Source organism: Lachnoclostridium phytofermentans ISDg, assembly GCF_000018685.1.
GTDB lineage: Bacteria > Bacillota > Clostridia > Lachnospirales > Lachnospiraceae > Lachnoclostridium > Lachnoclostridium phytofermentans.
Window position 1 is genome coordinate 253532 of record NC_010001.1, and the last position, 17880, is coordinate 271411.

At 36.2% G+C, this 17880-nt stretch carries 17 protein-coding genes; 16 read left to right on the top strand and 1 reads right to left on the bottom strand.

The features are described 5' to 3' along the window. The first annotated feature begins 144 nt into the window (after positions 1-144). Entirely contained in the window at positions 145-1185 is a 1041-nt protein-coding gene (gene tig / locus CPHY_RS01135) for a trigger factor (protein WP_012198234.1), read from the top strand. 160 nt (positions 1186-1345) lie between these two features. Here the strand turns inward: tig and CPHY_RS01140 are convergent, their stop codons facing one another. Continuing rightward, a complete protein-coding gene (locus tag CPHY_RS01140; protein WP_012198235.1) occupies positions 1346-2017 on the bottom strand; it encodes a superoxide dismutase in 672 nt (223 codons plus the stop codon). 98 nt (positions 2018-2115) lie between these two features. Here CPHY_RS01140 and CPHY_RS01145 point away from each other — a divergent pair, with 98 nt between their 5' ends. From CPHY_RS01145 to CPHY_RS01210, 15 genes are all read left to right on the top strand, one after another. After that, positions 2116-2493 carry an arsenate reductase family protein gene (locus CPHY_RS01145; protein ID WP_012198236.1) on the top strand — a complete coding sequence of 126 codons (378 nt, stop codon included), beginning with the start codon at positions 2116-2118 and terminating at the stop codon, positions 2491-2493. Positions 2494-2659: 166 nt separating this feature from the next. Continuing rightward, on the top strand, positions 2660-3517 hold the full coding sequence (locus CPHY_RS01150) for a DUF5685 family protein (RefSeq protein WP_012198237.1): 858 nt from the start codon (positions 2660-2662) through the stop codon (positions 3515-3517). Position 3518: 1 nt separating this feature from the next. Beyond that, positions 3519-4139 (top strand): J domain-containing protein, encoded by a 621-nt coding sequence (locus tag CPHY_RS01155; RefSeq protein WP_012198238.1) that lies wholly within the window; start codon positions 3519-3521, stop codon positions 4137-4139. Beyond that, positions 4124-4699, top strand: coding sequence for a hypothetical protein (locus CPHY_RS01160; RefSeq protein ID WP_198301329.1), 576 nt, complete (start codon positions 4124-4126; stop codon positions 4697-4699). The genes CPHY_RS01155 and CPHY_RS01160 overlap by 16 nt, the downstream gene beginning before the upstream one ends. A 661-nt stretch (positions 4700-5360) precedes the next feature. Further along, on the top strand, positions 5361-5651 hold the full coding sequence (gene spoIIID / locus CPHY_RS01165; RefSeq protein ID WP_012198240.1) for a sporulation transcriptional regulator SpoIIID: 291 nt from the start codon (positions 5361-5363) through the stop codon (positions 5649-5651). A 762-nt stretch (positions 5652-6413) separates the two neighbouring features. Next, positions 6414-7733 carry an electron transport complex subunit RsxC gene (gene rsxC, locus CPHY_RS01170; RefSeq protein WP_012198241.1) on the top strand — a complete coding sequence of 440 codons (1320 nt, stop codon included), beginning with the start codon at positions 6414-6416 and terminating at the stop codon, positions 7731-7733. A 44-nt stretch (positions 7734-7777) separates the two neighbouring features. Then, on the top strand, positions 7778-8788 hold the full coding sequence (locus CPHY_RS01175) for an RnfABCDGE type electron transport complex subunit D (protein WP_012198242.1): 1011 nt from the start codon (positions 7778-7780) through the stop codon (positions 8786-8788). Beyond that, positions 8778-9434 carry an RnfABCDGE type electron transport complex subunit G gene (locus CPHY_RS01180; RefSeq protein WP_012198243.1) on the top strand — a complete coding sequence of 219 codons (657 nt, stop codon included), beginning with the start codon at positions 8778-8780 and terminating at the stop codon, positions 9432-9434. The genes CPHY_RS01175 and CPHY_RS01180 overlap by 11 nt, the downstream gene beginning before the upstream one ends. After that, positions 9427-10188 (top strand): electron transport complex subunit RsxE, encoded by a 762-nt coding sequence (gene rsxE / locus CPHY_RS01185; RefSeq protein ID WP_012198244.1) that lies wholly within the window; start codon positions 9427-9429, stop codon positions 10186-10188. The genes CPHY_RS01180 and rsxE overlap by 8 nt, the downstream gene beginning before the upstream one ends. Positions 10189-10202: 14 nt before the next feature. Beyond that, the gene (rsxA, locus tag CPHY_RS01190; protein ID WP_012198245.1) at positions 10203-10778 is read left to right on the top strand and encodes an electron transport complex subunit RsxA; all 576 of its coding nucleotides are present in this window, start codon (positions 10203-10205) and stop codon (positions 10776-10778) included. Positions 10779-10852: 74 nt separating this feature from the next. Next, on the top strand, positions 10853-11644 hold the full coding sequence (locus CPHY_RS01195) for an RnfABCDGE type electron transport complex subunit B (RefSeq protein WP_041703832.1): 792 nt from the start codon (positions 10853-10855) through the stop codon (positions 11642-11644). 302 nt (positions 11645-11946) lie between these two features. After that, positions 11947-12519, top strand: a complete 573-nt coding sequence (locus tag CPHY_RS01200; protein WP_012198247.1) for a zinc-ribbon domain-containing protein — start codon at positions 11947-11949, stop codon at positions 12517-12519. Positions 12520-12972: 453 nt separating this feature from the next. After that, positions 12973-15315 (top strand): alpha-xylosidase, encoded by a 2343-nt coding sequence (yicI, locus tag CPHY_RS01205; protein WP_012198248.1) that lies wholly within the window; start codon positions 12973-12975, stop codon positions 15313-15315. Positions 15316-15386: 71 nt separating this feature from the next. Beyond that, positions 15387-15515, top strand: coding sequence for a hypothetical protein (locus CPHY_RS22275; protein ID WP_012198249.1), 129 nt, complete (start codon positions 15387-15389; stop codon positions 15513-15515). A 94-nt stretch (positions 15516-15609) separates the two neighbouring features. Next, positions 15610-17775 (top strand): beta-glucosidase family protein, encoded by a 2166-nt coding sequence (locus tag CPHY_RS01210; protein ID WP_012198250.1) that lies wholly within the window; start codon positions 15610-15612, stop codon positions 17773-17775. The last annotated feature ends 105 nt before the right edge of the window (positions 17776-17880 follow it).

Genomic DNA, 17880 nt, shown 5'->3' on the forward strand with positions numbered 1-17880 from the left:
TTTACTAAAATAGAAACGGTATGCCTTAAATTAGCAAAACAAGATGCTTTGCTTTGTGAGGGCTAGTTCATGCATGGGAATATCCTGTGGGGGAAATTTTTAGTTGCATAGTTAAAAAAAGTAGAATATAAGAGAGGGTTTAAGATGAAGAAGAAAGCATTATTACTTGGGCTTTGTGGATGTCTTATGCTATCAGTGGTAGCATGTAGCAAGAAAAGCAGCGGCGGTGTTGATGTAACATTAGGGCAATACAAAGGAATAGAAGTTACGGTAGAGCCTGTTGAGATTACAGAAGAGCAAGTTAATCAACAATTAGATAATTTTAATAAACAAAAAGGTAAGGACGTTAAGATAACAGATAGAACCGATGTACGTAATGGTGATACGGTAAACATTGATTACGTTGGTAAGGTTGATGGTAAGGAATTTGATGGCGGAAAGGGTGAAGGTTACAATTTAGAAATTGGATCCAATTCTTTCATTGATGGATTTGAGTCTGGCTTAATCGGTAAGAATGTTGGCGAAACTGCTGATGTCCCTGTAACATTTCCTAATCCATATGATAGTAACCCTGACTTAGCTGGAAAGGATGCAGTATTTACTGTTACAGTTAATTACCTAACAGATGGTAATAAAGAGCCTTTAACAGATGAGGTAGTAAAACAGAATTCAGATTATGAGACAATCGATGCTTATAAGGATTATATTAAGACAGCATTAACTGAAAGTGCAGAGCAACAAGCACAAACACAGAAAGAAATTGACATTATTCAAAAGGCAATTGATAACACTACCTTTAAGAACTTAGAGCAGAAAGAGTATGATGCGGAAGAAACAGATATGAGAGCTTATTATACAAGCGTAGCTTCTCAGTATGGTGTTGATTTAAAGACTTATATTCTTTACTTCTTTGGTATGTCAGAAGAACAATTTAATACTGAAATCAAAAAAGCAGCAGAGTTTAATGTAAAACAAAGACTTATGTTAGATGAAGTTGTAAAGACTGAGAAATTAGATATTACAGACGAAGAATATACAGATAAAGTAACAGAATATACAGAGCAGAATAACTATAAAACTGTTGAAGAATTTGAAGAAGCATACAAAGGCAAGGAAAATGTTAAGATTGCTTTATTAAGAGAAAAGGCACTTGATTTTGTAATTAATGCTGCTGTTGTAAAATAATTAGATGGCTTTTGTGGCTTGCTTGAAGCGACCAATTGCCATCTAAGGACAAGGGGTATCTTAAAGTGATTTGACTTTAGGATACCCCTTTTTAACTCTTATTTAAATTATAGGTAAATACAGAGCAATTTCCTAAAAATATTTGTATTATCCATTATTTCTAATAAATTTGAAACTGACGATTGTAGAGATAATATACGAAATCCCAATTGATAAGATCAAACCATTCGTCGATATAATCGTTACGCCTATTTTGGTAATCAAGATAGTATGCATGTTCCCAGACGTCAATTGGAAGAAGTGGAATGAGACCTAAAGTAAGCGGTGTATCTTGATTCGCAGTTGTAACGATTGATAATTCACCACGCGAATTAGACACAAGCCAGGCATAACCAGAACCAAAAACTTGTAATGCAGCTTCCTTCATTTTGGCTTTAAATTCATTAAAATTGCCAAAGGTTTGGTTAATTAGATTTAGAAAATCATTTCCTGTTACTTGGCTGGTATTTTGTGCTGGTGGCATGGATGGTTTACTTGGAGATTTCATGGAGTAAAAGTATAGATTATGATTGTATACTCCGCCTGCGTTATGTTGTACTGGTATTTGAATTGCGGATGGAAGAAGATTGTTATGAACAATTAATTCCTCAAGATTCCATGATTGAAATTCTGGATAATCTTTAAGTGCTTTATTGAGATTATCGACATAGGTCTTAAGGTGTTTTTCATGATGAAAATAGAGAGTATATTCACTTATGTTTGGAGAAAGAGCATCGCGTGCATATGGCAGCGGAAGCAATGGAAATGGATAAGTTTGATTGTTTTGACTCATAATGAGAACATCCTATCGTATTATTTACTATAGTTTATGTAAAAAACGACAGAGTGTGACGGCGATAAGAGTTTGTAATAAAATATGGAGGTGGATTGATGAGTTATCAGTATTTAGAGTATCCGAAATGTACAACATGTATAAAAGCAAGAAAATGGTTAGAAAAAAATCAGATTGCTTTTGAATCAAGAGATATTACAGTAAATAATCCTACGAAGGAAGAACTAAAACTTTGGCATGAGAAAAGTGGATTGACACTTACTAAATTTTTTAATACCAGTGGACTTCTTTATCGAGAACAAAACCTAAAAGAAAAGGTTAAAGTAATGACAGTTGAGGAAATGATTGAAATATTATCTACCAACGGCATGTTAGTAAAACGACCAATTTTAGTTGGCGATGACTTTATACTTGTTGGATTTAAAGAAGATGAATGGAAGAAGAGATTGCTTCCACCAGTTTTGAAAAGGTATTAGTAGCGTTTATCCATAATGTATCTGGTATTTAACAAATTTATCCGACCTGTTCGGATAAATTTGTTAAAACATTATTAAAATTCAAAGAAATCTGATGAATCTTGTTAATATAGCTGTTATAATAAGCAAAGATTAAAGTTAACTAAAGTATTAGTTGGAGGATTCGATGTTTGGTTATATAGGAATACATAAGCCGGAACTTAAAATGAAGGAATACTATAAATACCGTGCATACTATTGTGGCCTATGTCAAGTTCTAAAAGAACGCTATGGACGTTTTGGACAGATGACACTGACTTATGATATGACATTTTTAATTATACTCTTAACTTCCTTGTATGAAAGCAAAGTGACAGAGGAACAGCATCGATGCCTTGCACATCCAACGAAAAAACATTGGATGCTTCGCAATGAAATAACGGAGTATGCAGCCGATATGAATATTGCGTTAACTTATCACAAATTTCTAGATGATTGGAACGATGAGAAAAGCTTGGTAGGGCTTAGCGCAAGCAAGCTATTCGTTAGAAAATATCACAAAATAGAGAAGAAGTATCCTGAAAAATGCCAGATGATTGCGGAGTGCTTGGCAAAGTTACAAAAATATGAAAAAGAAAATGTTACTGACCTTGATAAGATAGCAAAATCGTTCGCTGATTTGATGGGAGAGATGTTTGTCTACCGTAAGGATGAGTGGGAGGACACGTTAAGAAGGCTAGGTTTCTTTCTCGGAAAATACATCTATTTATTAGATGCTTATGAGGATGTTAAGGAAGATATAAGAAAAGATAATTATAATCCATTAAAGGAGAAGATAGGCGAACCTTCCTTTGAGGAGGAATATCGACAAATATTAATCATGATGATGTCCGAATGCTCCAAGGAATTTGAAAGGCTGCCATTAATCCTTGATGTCGAACTGTTAAGAAACATACTATATGCGGGGGTATGGAAGAAGTACGACGAACAAGGTACAAAGAGTTGTAACAAGAAAGCAATTGACGAAGAAGGGAAAGGAATATAGTATGACACAAGATCCATATCAGGTACTTGGGATAAGCAGAACAGCTACCGATGACGAGGTAAAAAAAGCTTATCGTGAATTAAGTAGAAAATATCATCCAGATTCTTATATAAATAATCCTCTATCTGATTTAGCAGAAGAGAAATTTAAGGAAGTACAGGAAGCATACGACACCATTATGAATGAACGTCAAAATGGTGGTTATTCCACATTTAACGGTAATTTCAGTGGGCAATCCTATGGAAACCAGACATATTCTGAAGATGGTGTCCTTGCTGATGTCGCTTCCAAAATTAATGGACGTCGCTTTAGTGAAGCCCTTAGCCTACTCTCAGGCATTAGTAATCGTACTGCCAGATGGTATTATTATAGCGCAATTGCTAATCTTGGTGTTGGTAATAATGTACTTGCAGCGGATCATGCGAGAACTGCGGTTTCAATGGAACCAAATAATTCTGAGTATATTAATCTATTGAATCAGTTACAGTGGGGAAGCCGAAGATATACGCAAACCGGATCTGGTTATGGTCGTGGTATGGATGCAGGCGATATGTGCTGTAACTTATGTATTGCAGATGCTTGCTGCGAATGTATGGGAGGCGATTTGTGCACATGCATCTAAGCACAAAAAAAATAGCGTTTTCAGGGTTATTACTAGCATTAACTATTTTATTTACGATACTTAGTTCTGTATTTGAAACAAGTACTTTCTTTTTTCTTGCAGCGGCATCGTATCTAGTGGGTATAAATTTTAGAGAGAGTGGAGTTAAGTTTGGTATTGGATTCTACTTATCAGCCATCTTACTTAGTATAATACTAGTTCCAAATAAACTCTATTGCCTAACCTTTGCAACCATTAGTGCTTACATTGTCATAATGGAAATTATCAGAGTATACTTAACCAAAAAGGAATTAAAAAAATTAGCTACAACAAACAGAGATTCTATCGAAAAAAAGTCCAATGCTTTTTTTTATAGCATTAAGTTTGTTGTGTTTAACGTTCTTTATCTACCATTTTTGTTTTTATTTCCGGGTTTATTGTATAGTGGTGAAATCTCACCAATGGTTTATATACTATTCATCATAGGCGGTCAGATCATATTTGTCATCTACGATATGGCATATGATGTATTTATTCAAAAGTACTGGAAACGAATCAAAAAGAGTATCATCCGAAATTAAAAGTAATGGTCTTAAAATGGTTATTTAAAAGCCGTTAATTAAAAACAGTCATTTAAAAAACAGTTATTAAAAACAGTTATTAAAAGCAGTAAAAATAGTTATATAAAAACCATTATTAAAAACCATTATTAAAAACTTTATATTACTTCATAATGTAAAGAGGCTCCACATTAAATCTTGAGACTAAGACTTAATGTAGAGCTATTTTTATGTTTTCTCTTTACTAATGCTTTTTAAGTATTTATATTTCTCTATTCTAATTTCTAATAAATTTTAAGCATTTATTTCTCTCTATTTCAAGTTCTAATAAATTTTAACCATTTATGTTTTCTCTATTTTGTTTCAAATAAATTTTAAGGTTTAAGTTTAACTAATGCTATGATTGTACTGGAAGCTGATTCCATTTGTCTGCGCATTTATAATAGCTTCATCATCCGTAGTTTCATCCTTTCGTGAGGTGTAAAGGACTTTCACTTATATACTCAACAAATAGTTTGATTGGTTGCAGGAATCATAAAATAATAATTTAGTTTGTGGAAAAGAGAAAATTACATGTTCTATAAATATAGTAATTCCTTAATTTACAAAAGTATTTGTATATTGCATAATTTATCTGTACATGGAATAGATTATAAAAACAAGTATTTCAGGTGGAACTTCCATGAAAGGCTCCAATTTGTTTAAGCATAAACAAATCGAGGAACGTGCTGCTGAGATTGCTGCATTCATTATTGAAAACAATGCAACAGTCAGACAGACCGCAAAGCAGTTCGGTATCTCTAAGTCGACGGTACATAAGGATGTTACCGAGCGTTTGTTACAAGTAAATCCTTCTCTGGCAGAGCGAGCACGTGTCGTTTTGGATTTGAATAAGTCAGAGAGACATATCAGAGGTGGATTGGCTACCAAGGAGAAGTACCTACATAAAGGAAAGACAGTGCAAGGATATTAAAATGGGTTAGTGGTGTTCGTTACAAATGTTTATGAATATTGTTAATGAAAATTCGTTCGTGAGCATTAAGTAAGATCGGAATGTTTGTTGGATAACTCAGACATTCCGGTTTTTCTATGTGCTAAGCCAAGAAGCAATCATTCTGTTATTTTAGCAAATTTCATGTTTCAATAAGGATATAGACTTTTAAACCATGGTTTGAAAAAAAGGATTAATTATACCCATTAATAAATATAGTAATTTTATAAGGTGTTTAGCGAAAATGCTCACGAACTATGTAATAAACTGTTGGAAACCAAACTATATTATGGTATAATTAAATGGTTGGTGTTAATAAATTTTCTTATTATTTATATGAAAGCGCTTACATTATGTGAATAGTTTCACACAATCTGGTACATACCTACTAATCAACATTTAAGGAGAATATGATAATATTTTATCAATATCCAAAGGATTAATAGTGTAATCGCTTACAATTGACACAAAGTACGGGTACTACGTATGGACGGAAAGAGAGAAAGTATTTTATTTTCAAATTTGTCGATTTAGAAAAAGATTTGCAAATAGTTAAATTCTTTCATTCAAAAAGTACTTATTTTGTGTTAAAATAGAAACGAAAGCAAAGAAAAAGACTATTGTATCATCAACTCACGCTAACTATGTGTTAATTTTATCACAGGTTTGTGGAAAGTATCTGAAATGTTTATAGCTGTACACCGAGAAGGAGTCAGTTAAATTAGAAAGAAAGAAGGAGAAAAAATGGCAGCAGGAACATTCAAAGGCGGCATTCATCCTTATGAAGGAAAAGAGCTAACGAAGGATAAACCAACCACTTTATTGCTACCAAAAGGAGATCTTGTGTATCCAATGTCTCAACACATTGGTAATCCAGCAAAACCTATTGTTGCAAAAGGCGACAAAGTTTTAGTAGGTCAAAAAATTGGTGAAGCAGATGGAGTAGTTTCCGCCTGCATCATTAGCTCTGTATCTGGTACAGTAAAAGCTGTTGAACCAAGATTAAATGTGGCAGGCACTATGGTGGAATCCATTGTTGTGGAAAATGATAACGCTTATACTCAGGTAGAAGGATTCGGAGTAGAGAGAGATTACGAGACTCTTAAAAAGGAACAAATTCGTTCTATTATTAAGGAAGCTGGTATTGTAGGTATGGGAGGTGCTGGTTTCCCAACACACATCAAGCTAACCCCAAAGGATGATAGCGCGATTGATTATTTAATCATTAATGGTTCTGAGTGTGAACCTTATCTAACTAGTGATTATCGCATGATGTTAGAAGAGACAAATCGCTTAATTAAAGGTATTAAGATTACACTTCGTTTATTTGAAAATGCAAAGGCTATTATTGCAGTAGAGGATAACAAACCAGAAGCAATTAGTATGCTTACACATGCATTAAGAAATGAGAACAGAATTGAATTAAAAGTTATTAAAACAAAATATCCTCAAGGTGCGGAACGTGTGCTAATTTATGCAATAACGGGACGCAAAATGAATTCTACTATGCTACCATCGGATATTGGATGTATCGTAAATAATGTAGATACGATGATTTCAGTTTGTAGAGCAGTAGCAGAGAATACACCTCTTATTAAAAGAGTCGTAACAGTATCTGGAGATGCTGTGAAAAATCAAGGGAACTTTATCGTATTAACTGGTACTAATTATAGTGAACTCGTAGAAGCTGTAGGAGGATTTAGTGCAAAACCTGCGAAGCTGATTTCTGGTGGACCTATGATGGGACTTGCTCTTTACTCCTTAGATATACCAGTTACGAAGACCTCTAGTGCACTATTAGCATTTGCTTCAGATGAAGTAGCGGATATGGAGGAGGGACCATGTATCCGTTGTGGACGTTGTGTGGAAGTTTGCCCAGGTAGAATTGTTCCACAGAAATTAATGGAGTTTGCAGAGCGTTTTGATGATAAAGGCTTTGAAGGGTTAAATGGTATGGAATGTTGTGAATGTGGCTGTTGTTCTTATATCTGTCCAGCAGGACGTCATTTAACACAGGCTTTTAAGCAGTCTAAGAGAAGTATTCTTAACGAACGCAAGAAGTAATTAAAGAGGAGAATGAGACAAGACTTAAGAAAGAGGTGGAATCTTTGAAAGATATGTATAATGTCTCTGCATCACCGCACGTGCGTAGTGGTGTAACGACAGCTCAGATTATGAGAGATGTTGCAATTGCGTTAATGCCTGCTTGTTTATTTGGTATTTATCAATTCGGTTTCTCAGCATTTTTGGTATTATTAGTTTCGGTGACATCCTGTGTGGTATCCGAGTTTTTGTATGAAAGATTAATGAAACACCCATATCGTCCTTATGAGTGTAGTGCTCTAGTTACCGGTCTATTAATCGGTATGAATATGCCTGCTACCATTCCAGTATGGATTCCAATGGTTGGTGGTGTATTTGCAATTATCGTAGTAAAACAGTTATATGGTGGACTTGGACAAAACTTTATGAATCCTGCTCTTGCAGCTAGATGTTTCTTATCCATCTGTTTTACTTCTCGTATGACAACATTTGCAGTAGATGCATTTACAAATTCAGGTACTTCAAGTAGAACATTATATTTATTTAACTATGGTTATGCTGGATTAGATGGCGTCAGCGGTGCAACTCCACTTGCAGCGATGAAAGCTTCCGAGGCAGCTCCAAGTTTACTTGATATGTTCTTTGGTTTCCATGGTGGTGTGATTGGTGAAACAAGTGCCATGATGCTTTTAATCGGTGCATGCTATTTATTATACCGTAGAATTATTTCCTTACGAATTCCATTGACATATATCGCAACATTTGCAGTATTTATAATTTTATTTAGCGGCAAAGGATTTGATGTAGAATATGTGTTAGCTCAGATTCTTGGTGGTGGATTAATATTAGGTGCTTTCTTTATGGCAACTGATTACGTGACCTGTCCAATTACGAAGTATGGTCAAATCCTCTTTGGTGTTTGTCTTGGCGCGTTAACCGGATTATTCCGTGTATTTGGTGGTTCCGCAGAGGGTGTATCTTACGCTATTATCTTCTGTAACTTATTGGTGCCGTTGATTGAAAAAATCACGATGCCAAGGGGCTTCGGAATGGGAGGTAAGAAACTTGCAAAATAAGAAAAAGTCAACAATAATTAAAGATGCGATTGCATTATTTGCGATTACCTTAGTAGCGGCTGTTGCACTTGGTTTTGTATATGAAATTACGAAAGACCCAATCGCAGAAGCAGAAGCAAAAGCGAAGGCTAAAGCATATTCGATGGTTTTTGCCGATGCAAAATTGGTAGATGATAAGAATGAAGATGTGAATGCCAAAGTAGATTCTTCCAAAGAATTTTTAACTTCTCAAGGATTTACTTCAAGTACTATCAACGAAGTATGTATTGCAAAGGATGAAGCCGGAAATGCACTTGGCTTTGTTATGACTTTAACTTCTTCAGCAGGATATGGCGGGGATATTAAGTTTACAATGGGTGTAAAAGCAGACGGAACTTTAACTTCAATAGAAATTATTAGTATGAATGAGACTTCGGGCCTTGGTGCAAAAGCCAATGACGATAGTTTTAAAGGACAATATTCCGATAAAAATGTAGACTCCTTTAAAGTTATTAAGTCAGCTGAGAGTAAGACTGGTGATGATCAAATTAATGCCATCAGTGGTGCAACAATCACAAGTTCTGCAGTAACAGGTACAGTGAATGCAGGTCTTGCCTTTGCGAATGATTTATTAGAGAATGGTGTAGGAGGTGTTACTCATGAGTAAAGCGTTAGAGCGTATTTATAACGGTGTAATTAAAGAAAATCCTACATTTGTCTTAATGCTTGGTATGTGTCCGACTCTTGCGGTTACAACTTCAGCAATCAATGGTGTAGGTATGGGACTTACGACAACAGCAGTTCTTATCATGTCAAACATGCTAATTTCTATGCTTCGTAAGGCTATCCCTGATAAGGTAAGAATGCCAGCATTTATCGTAGTGGTAGCTTCCTTCGTAACTATTGTGCAGTTATTATTGCAGGCATATCTTCCTTCATTAAATGATTCCCTTGGTATCTACATCCCATTGATCGTTGTTAACTGTATTATCCTAGGTAGAGCAGAGGCTTATGCATCAAAGTATCCAGTATACCCATCTATCTTTGATGGTGTAGGTATGGGACTTGGATTTACCGTTGGTTTAACTTTAATTGGTTTATTCCGTGAAATACTTGGTGCAGGTACTGCGTTTGGTTTTTCTATTATGCCAGATAGCTATGAACCATTTTCTATCTTCGTATTAGCACCGGGTGCATTCTTTGTCCTTGCGATGTTGACAGCCCTTCAAAATAAGTTGAAGTTAAAATCTGCAACAAATGTTCCAATGGCTGACAAGCTTGCATGTGGCGGTAACTGCAGCAGTTGTAGCGGTAGTGCATGCCATAGCAATCATGAGCTACTTGATTCCGTAAAAGAAGAAGCAACTAAAAAAGCAGCAGCTGAAAAGGCACGTGCAGCTAATCAGACAGAGAAGAAATAGGAGGAGAGATTTAGATGAAGGAATTATTACTAGTGCTTATTGCAGCAGCGCTCGTGAATAACGTAGTTTTAAGTCGTTTCCTCGGCTTATGTCCGTTTCTCGGCGTTTCTAAAAAAATTAGTACAGCAGCAGGTATGGGTGGAGCAGTAATCTTCGTTATTACCATAGCCTCTGCATTATGTAGTGTAATCTATGATGTGGTTTTGGTTCCACTTGACTTAAAATATATGAATACGATTGTATTTATTATTTTAATTGCAGCCTTAGTTCAGTTTATTGAAATGTTCTTAAAGAAGTTCTCACCAGGTCTATACAATGCACTCGGTGTATACCTTCCATTAATCACAACAAACTGTGCAGTTCTCGGTGTTGCCATCGATAACGTCCAAAAGGGAAATGGCTTTGTAATTAGTGTTGTTTATGGTGCTGGTACGGCTATTGGTTTCTTAATTGCTATTGTTATTATGGCAGGTGTAAGAGAGCGAATTGAGAATAACAATGTCACGAAATCCTTCCAAGGTTCACCAATTGTGTTGATTACAGCAGGATTGATGTCAATTGCCTTTATGGGATTTGCAGGCTTGTTATAGGATAGGGGGAAAAGAGCATGACGAATTTAGCATTATTTGACCTCTTATCTAATACTGGTGTACTTGCTTTCAATATGCAAGGGCTTATTACAGCAGCAGCTATTGTTGGTGGTGTTGGCTTAATCATTGGTATTCTTCTTGGACTTGCAGCCAAGGTATTTGAGGTTGAAGTAGATGAACGTGAGTTAATAGTAAGAGATTTATTACCTGGTAATAACTGTGGTGGCTGTGGATATCCAGGTTGTGATGGGCTAGCAAAAGCGATTGCAGCTGGTGAAGCACCTGTGAGTGGATGTCCTGTTGCAAGCGCCGAAATTCACGCTAAAATTGGTGAAGTTATGGGTACAGAAGCAATAGAGAGTGAACGTAATGTTGCATTTGTAAAATGTAATGGTACCTGTGATAAGACAAACGTAAAGTATCACTATACTGGAACTCCAGATTGTAAGAAGATTTCTACGGTACCTGGAAATGGCGAGAAGACTTGTATCTATGGTTGTATGGGTTATGGTAGCTGTGTACGTGCTTGTGCATTTGATGCAATTCATGTTGTAAATGGTATTGCGGTAGTAGATAAAGAAAAATGTGTTGCATGTGGAAAATGTATTACAGCGTGTCCAAACGACTTAATTGAATTTGTTCCAGTAAGTTCAACTTGCAAGGTACAATGTAACTCTAAGGATAAGGGCAAAGATGTGAACGCTGCATGTAGCGTTGGATGTATTGGATGTATGATGTGTGTGAAGGTATGCGAAAGCGATGCAGTCACCGTAACCAATAATCTTGCTCACATTGATTACTCTAAGTGTACTCATTGCGGTAAGTGCGCTGAAAAGTGTCCAAGAAAGATTATTACCATTGCATAATAATTTAATAAACTATAATTTAATAAAATTTCAGTAGAAGTTTATTTATCTTTTTAAAAAAAAGTGTTATGATACATGAAAAGACTTCTAGCAGAATAGGAACGACCCAAAGGATAAGAAGTACTTTTTACTTCTTATCCTTTTTGAATACAAAACAAGGAAAAGTTCGCAAGACTTGCTTTTTCTTGCGGATAGGAAAGTTCTGCAATTCCCTATCCGATATATTTGAACAAGAGGATATGGCAAAGAGATTTTAAAAAGTTAAGATTGATTTGCTAATAATTAATAAAGGCAGGTTTATTATGGTTTGTAAAATTTGTGGAAGAACGATACAAAATGAAGAAGCTAATTTCTGTGAGTATTGTGGAGCACCTTTTCGTCCAGGAATGGATAATCGAGTGTTAGAGAATGAGCATTCTTCGAGTCCTAATGTCTATGGACAAGATATTACAATGCAGCAAAGATTAGGTCAGGGGAGTGCTAGTCAGAATGGCCCTTGGCAGACAAATTATGAACAAAGCGCTTATGGAAACAGCTCTATGAAGGATCAAGTGCTTGGAAGATTTACTAATCAAGATAGTAATACCAATGCTCAAGGGAGTGCAGTAGTGCAAGAAAAACCAATGTCCGTAGGGAAATGGCTCGCAGTAATGATGTTAGGGTTTATTCCTCCAATAGGACCTTATGCATTCCTAATATTACTGTTTTATTGGTCTTTCAGTAAATCAATACCTCTGACAAGAAAGAATTGGGCACGTGCTACACTTATTGTTGCACTTGTTCTTGTCATATTTCTTTTTGCTGCGATAGGGATGACTGGTGGTGAAATACTATCTGATCCAACCGCAATATTAAATTCGATTTACGGAAAATAAAATACATTAGCTTATAAAGAAGCCTAATTAGCTTAGATTGTACTTAGATTGTACATAAGTTAATTAAGGCTTTTTTGATTTGTAACAAGGGAAAGTTCGGAAGTGCTTTTTCTTAGGTAACTTTGCGCCTACAATCCAGGATTTGTAAGCTATGGAAAACACCATTATTAGTATAAAAGAATTATAACATAATACATCGAAGAAGAAAGAATGCTTTATTCTTATCCTATTAGGACTATGATATAATACTTGTAACGGATGTGAAACAATGAGTTTTTTAGTATCAAGGTAACATTCACATTTCATGTTCATGACAGTATACAATAATCTTAGCCTGAAAGAAACTATAGATTTTCTTTCAAACGGATACTACAGGCACATCTTCAAGAGTGGTAAAAGTGTCTCGCACAGATATAATTTAACGTGTGCTAAAGCACACAGATTGGAGTTGTTATGAAGTTCAGTAATGGATGTTGGTTACAAAAGAAAGGTACTGAATGTTTTTCACCAGTGCAGGTTTATGATTATCAAATCAAAGAAAACGAGGTAAGAATACTTACCACAACACATCAAATCAATCACCGCGGTGATACCTTAGGTGGCGTGAATCTTACGATATTTATTACAGCACCGGCACCGGAAGTTTTGCGTGTTAAGACTTATCACTATATGGGAGTTAGAAAGAAGAGTCCTGAGTTTGAGTTAGACTTATCAGGGGCTTGTACACTAGAGTGTGAGGACACAGAGGATATTTTAATAATTAAAAATGGAAGTCTTCGTTTGGAAGTACAAAAATCAAACGCAGCTTTTGCTTATTATCGTGGGAATGAGAAATTAACCTCCAGCGGTTGGCGAGATCTAGCCTATATGAAAACAGATTGGCAAGGGCTTGCTTACGATGATGGTGGTGAAGAGGATACTTACATGAGAGAGCAATTAACGCTTTCTGTAGGTGAACTTGTTTATGGACTTGGTGAGAGATTTACACCGTTTGTAAAAAATGGTCAATCTCTTGATATCTGGAATGAAGATGGCGGTACCTCTACCGAACAATCTTATAAGAACATTCCATTTTACATAACAAACAAAGGCTATGGTGTCTTTGTTAATCATCCGGAGAAGGTTTCATTTGAAATTGGCTCTGAGATGGTGACCAAAGTAGGCTTTTCAGTACCTGGAGAATGCCTCGATTACTTTATTATCAATGGGCCAGATATAAAGCAGGTATTGGCTCGCTATACTGACTTAACAGGAAAGCCTGGGCTCCCTGCACCTTGGACTTTTGGTCTGTGGTTATCGACCTCCTTTACTACAAATTACGATGAAGAAACAGTAAATAGCTTTGTAGATGGCATGTTAGAACGCGGAATCCACCTAGGAGTATTTCATTTTGATTGTTTCTGGATGAAGGATTTTTGCTGGTCTGACTTTACATGGGATAGCAGAGTATTTCCAGATCCAAAGAATATGTTAGCTAGATTAAAGGCAAAAGGGTTAAAGATTTGTGTTTGGATTAATAGCTATATCGGCCAGGAATCGGTTCTTTTCGAAGAAGGTGTAAAAGGAGGCTATTTCCTAAAAAGAAAGAATGGGGACGTATGGCAATGGGATATGTGGCAGCCAGGTATGGCGGTTGTTGACTTTACAAACCCAGAAGCGTGTAAGTGGTTTGGTGAGAAACTGAAAGCTTTACTTGATATGGGAGTAGATTGCTTTAAAACAGATTTCGGTGAGAGAATCCCTACTGACGTTGTTTACTACGATGGTTCCGATCCGATGAAAATGCATAATTATTATACATATTTATATAATAAAACAGTCTATGATGTTTTGGCTAGCTGTAAGGGAAGAGAAGAGGCAATTTTATTTGCTAGATCCGCAACCGTAGGCGGGCAAAAGTTCCCTGTTCATTGGGGTGGTGATTGTTGGTCTGATTATGAATCTATGGAAGAAAGTCTTCGCGGAGGCTTATCCTTAACGATGTCTGGATTTGGGTATTGGAGTCATGATATCGGAGGATTTGAGAGTACTTCAACACCGGATGTATATAAGCGCTGGGCAGCTTTTGGTTTATTATCCACCCATTCCAGACTTCATGGTAGTACTTCGTATCGTGTTCCTTGGGCGTATGATGAAGAAGCAGTCGATGTGGTTCGTTTCTTTACTGAGTTAAAAGGTTCCCTTATGCCATACCTTTATCGTAATGCTGTGGAGACCTCAGAATCAGGTATTCCAATGATGAGAAGTATGGTGATGGAATATACCAAAGATCCAAATTGCTCTTACCTAGATAAGCAGTATTTTCTCGGCGACAGTTTACTAGTTGCTCCGATATTTAATGAGAATAGTATGGCTCATTATTACTTACCTAAGGGGAAATGGACCAATTATCTGACCGGTGAAGTAAAAGAGGGTGGGAGATGGTATGAAGAAGAACATAGTTACCTAAGCATACCACTCTATGTAAAACAAGGTAGCATCATTGCCTCTGGTCCGAAAGGTCAAGGAGCAGTCTATGAGTATACGAAGGATCTTGAGTTAAAAATATATGAGTTACAAGAGGGGGTAGAGGTAGCAACTACTGTTTATCAAGAAACCGGAGAAAAGGCGGTAGTAATGAGTGCAGTATTAAATGGTGGTAAGATAACAATAAATCTTACATCAAAAGTACCGGTAAGTATTGTCTTAAAGAACTATGTCGTAAATAGCGTAGAAGGTGTTTCATTTAAAGTGGATGGAAACGATACGATTATTTTGGCACAGGAATCTGTGGTTGCTATAGTTGCAATTTCTTAATGCTATGAATCTATCATTACGATAAAGATAGAACCTTGCATTACCTAGGTTGGTAGTGCAAGGGAGTTCGTGTGGATAAAAGAGTATGTGCAGAAAAAGGAGCTCATGCAGACAGAGGAGCTCGTGAAGACAAAGGAACTCGTGCAGAAAAAGGAACTCGTGCAGACAAAGAAATTCGTATAGATAAGGGTAATTGGTAGGTAATAAAATTTTAAATATTTTAAAAAAAACAACGCAAATGAGTGTCGTAAGAAGATACAGTGAAAAAATAAAATAGAAAAGGACTGTGATATTTTGAAGAAGGTAAATGAATCAGTAATCGAAGAATTATTAAGTCAGATGACCTTAGAAGAAAAGATAGGTCTAATTCATGGTAATGGCATCTTTCGTAGTGGTGGGGTGGAACGCCTTGGCATACCTTCCTTGAAGATGTCGGATGGCCCAATGGGTGTTCGTAGAGAGTTTGAAGACAATAGGTGGTTTCTTGCGTGCAAAACGGACGATTACGTATCTTATCTTCCGAGCAATAGTGCAATAGCAGCTACATGGAATAAAGATCTTGCCTATACTTCAGGTCAAGTTCTTGGTAGTGAAGCAAGGGGAAGAGGAAAAGATGTTATCTTAGCGCCAGGTATTAATATTAAAAGAAGCCCTCTCTGTGGTAGGAATTTTGAATACATGAGCGAGGATCCAAAGCTAATTGAAGAATTAGCAAGTTTCATGATTCAAGGGATACAGGAGAATGATGTAGCAGCTTGTGTAAAGCATTTTGCTGTAAATAATCAAGAGACTGACCGTTTGGCAGTGGATACAGATTTAGAGGATAGAGCATTATTTGAAATATATTTGCCTGGTTTTAAGGCCGCAATTAAGAATGGCGAAAGTTATTCCATCATGGGAGCATACAATAAGTTCCGAGGTGCTCAGTGTTGTGAAAATTCTTATCTGCTTGGGACTATCTTAAGGGAAGAATGGGAATATGATGGAACCATTATATCGGATTGGGGTGGTGTCCATGATACAAAGGCAGCAGCGAATTCACCACTCGATATTGAGATGGATGTGAAACCTAATTTTGATGAATATAACATGGCAAATCCGCTTCTTGAGGCGGTTCATAGAAATGAAATCTCTGAAGCTGAGATAGATAAAAAAGTTAGAAATATTCTTCGACTTATGCTTCGATTAAAGATGATTGGAGAAGAGTCAGAACAAAGAGAATCAGGGACTTATAATATGATTTCACATCAACAAGAGATACTTAAGGTAGCGAGGGAATCTATTATATTATTAAAAAATGAAGAGGATAGACTACCTTTAAAGAAAAATATTAAGAAGTTAGCTGTCATTGGGCAAAATGCGAATATCTTGCATGCCGCTGGTGGTGGAAGTGCAGAAGTCAAAGCACTTTATGAAATTTCACCTTTATTAGGAATTCGTATGGAACTTGGTGGTAATACGGAAGTCACCTATCGTCCAGGTTACTATGTATCATATCAAAAAGTCTTTGATATAATTGGATATCAAGAAACAAGCACTGACGTTATGGCGGAGAGAGCAAAGAGAAAACAAGTCTGGCTAGAGCTAGAAAAAGAAGGTAAAGAAAAAAGAAAGGCAGAAGAGAAACGTCTTCGGGAAGAAGCGGTTTTACTTGCAAGAGAAACGGAGGATGTTATTCTTGTTGTAGGATTAGATCATCATCAAGATATGGAAGGTCGTGATCGTAAAAGATATGAATTACCTTATGCTCAGGAAAAACTAATTGAAGAAGTGCTCGATGCGAATCCTAATACAATCTTGGTTGTTTGTGCAGGATCACCGGTTTCTATGCAGAAATTCTCCAATAAAGCTAAAACAATCGTTTGGAGCTATTATAATGGAATGCAAGGTGGTAAAGCTTTAGCAGATGTATTGTTTGGAATTGTAAATCCATCTGGAAAATTACCTGAATCGATGCCAAAGGAGCTAAATGATTGCCCAGCACATAAATTTGGGGAATTTGGTACAAAAGGAAGTGTTTATTATAACGAAGGCATTATGGTAGGATATCGTTATTATGATACGGAAAATATCACACCAGAATTTTGTTTTGGTCATGGACTTTCTTATACAAATTTCACTTATAAAAATTTAACAGTAAGAGCAAATAAGGGAAAAGGCGCATTCCTAAGTTTTAGTATAAGAAATACAGGGAAGACAGCTGGAGCTGAGACAATTCAAGTTTATGTTTCTGATCCAGTTTGCAGTGTAAAGCGCCCTATTCATGAATTAAAAGGGTTCACCAAAGTTTTTTTACAGCCGGGAGAGGAAAAAGAATTGATGATGGAATTAAAGCCATCTGCCTTTACCTATTATTGTACCGAGAGTAAGAAATTTGTATTAGAGGGCGGAGAGTTCATCATTGAAGTTGGTAGCTCTTCTAGGGATATCAGGTTGAGCAAGATGGTAAGAATTGAGTAAGTCATTTTTCGGGAATTTGACAAAAGATATAAGAATTTGAGAATATAGAAGAAAAGCAGGGTGAGATAAGCGTTAAGTTTATTTTACCCTTTTCTGTGTATGGAT

Bases quoted from the DNA above. Each gene is read 5' to 3' on its own strand.
- tig (WP_012198234.1), top strand. From the start codon at position 145: ATGAAGAAGAAAGCATTATTACTTGGGCTTTGTGGATGTCTTATGCTA.
- CPHY_RS01140 (WP_012198235.1), bottom strand. From the start codon at position 2,017: ATGAGTCAAAACAATCAAACTTATCCATTTCCATTGCTTCCGCTGCCA.
- CPHY_RS01145 (WP_012198236.1), top strand. From the start codon at position 2,116: ATGAGTTATCAGTATTTAGAGTATCCGAAATGTACAACATGTATAAAA.
- CPHY_RS01150 (WP_012198237.1), top strand. From the start codon at position 2,660: ATGTTTGGTTATATAGGAATACATAAGCCGGAACTTAAAATGAAGGAA.
- CPHY_RS01155 (WP_012198238.1), top strand. From the start codon at position 3,519: ATGACACAAGATCCATATCAGGTACTTGGGATAAGCAGAACAGCTACC.
- spoIIID (WP_012198240.1), top strand. From the start codon at position 5,361: ATGAAAGGCTCCAATTTGTTTAAGCATAAACAAATCGAGGAACGTGCT.
- rsxC (WP_012198241.1), top strand. From the start codon at position 6,414: ATGGCAGCAGGAACATTCAAAGGCGGCATTCATCCTTATGAAGGAAAA.
- rsxE (WP_012198244.1), top strand. From the start codon at position 9,427: ATGAGTAAAGCGTTAGAGCGTATTTATAACGGTGTAATTAAAGAAAAT.
- rsxA (WP_012198245.1), top strand. From the start codon at position 10,203: ATGAAGGAATTATTACTAGTGCTTATTGCAGCAGCGCTCGTGAATAAC.
- CPHY_RS01195 (WP_041703832.1), top strand. From the start codon at position 10,853: ATGCAAGGGCTTATTACAGCAGCAGCTATTGTTGGTGGTGTTGGCTTA.
- CPHY_RS01200 (WP_012198247.1), top strand. From the start codon at position 11,947: ATGGTTTGTAAAATTTGTGGAAGAACGATACAAAATGAAGAAGCTAAT.
- yicI (WP_012198248.1), top strand. From the start codon at position 12,973: ATGAAGTTCAGTAATGGATGTTGGTTACAAAAGAAAGGTACTGAATGT.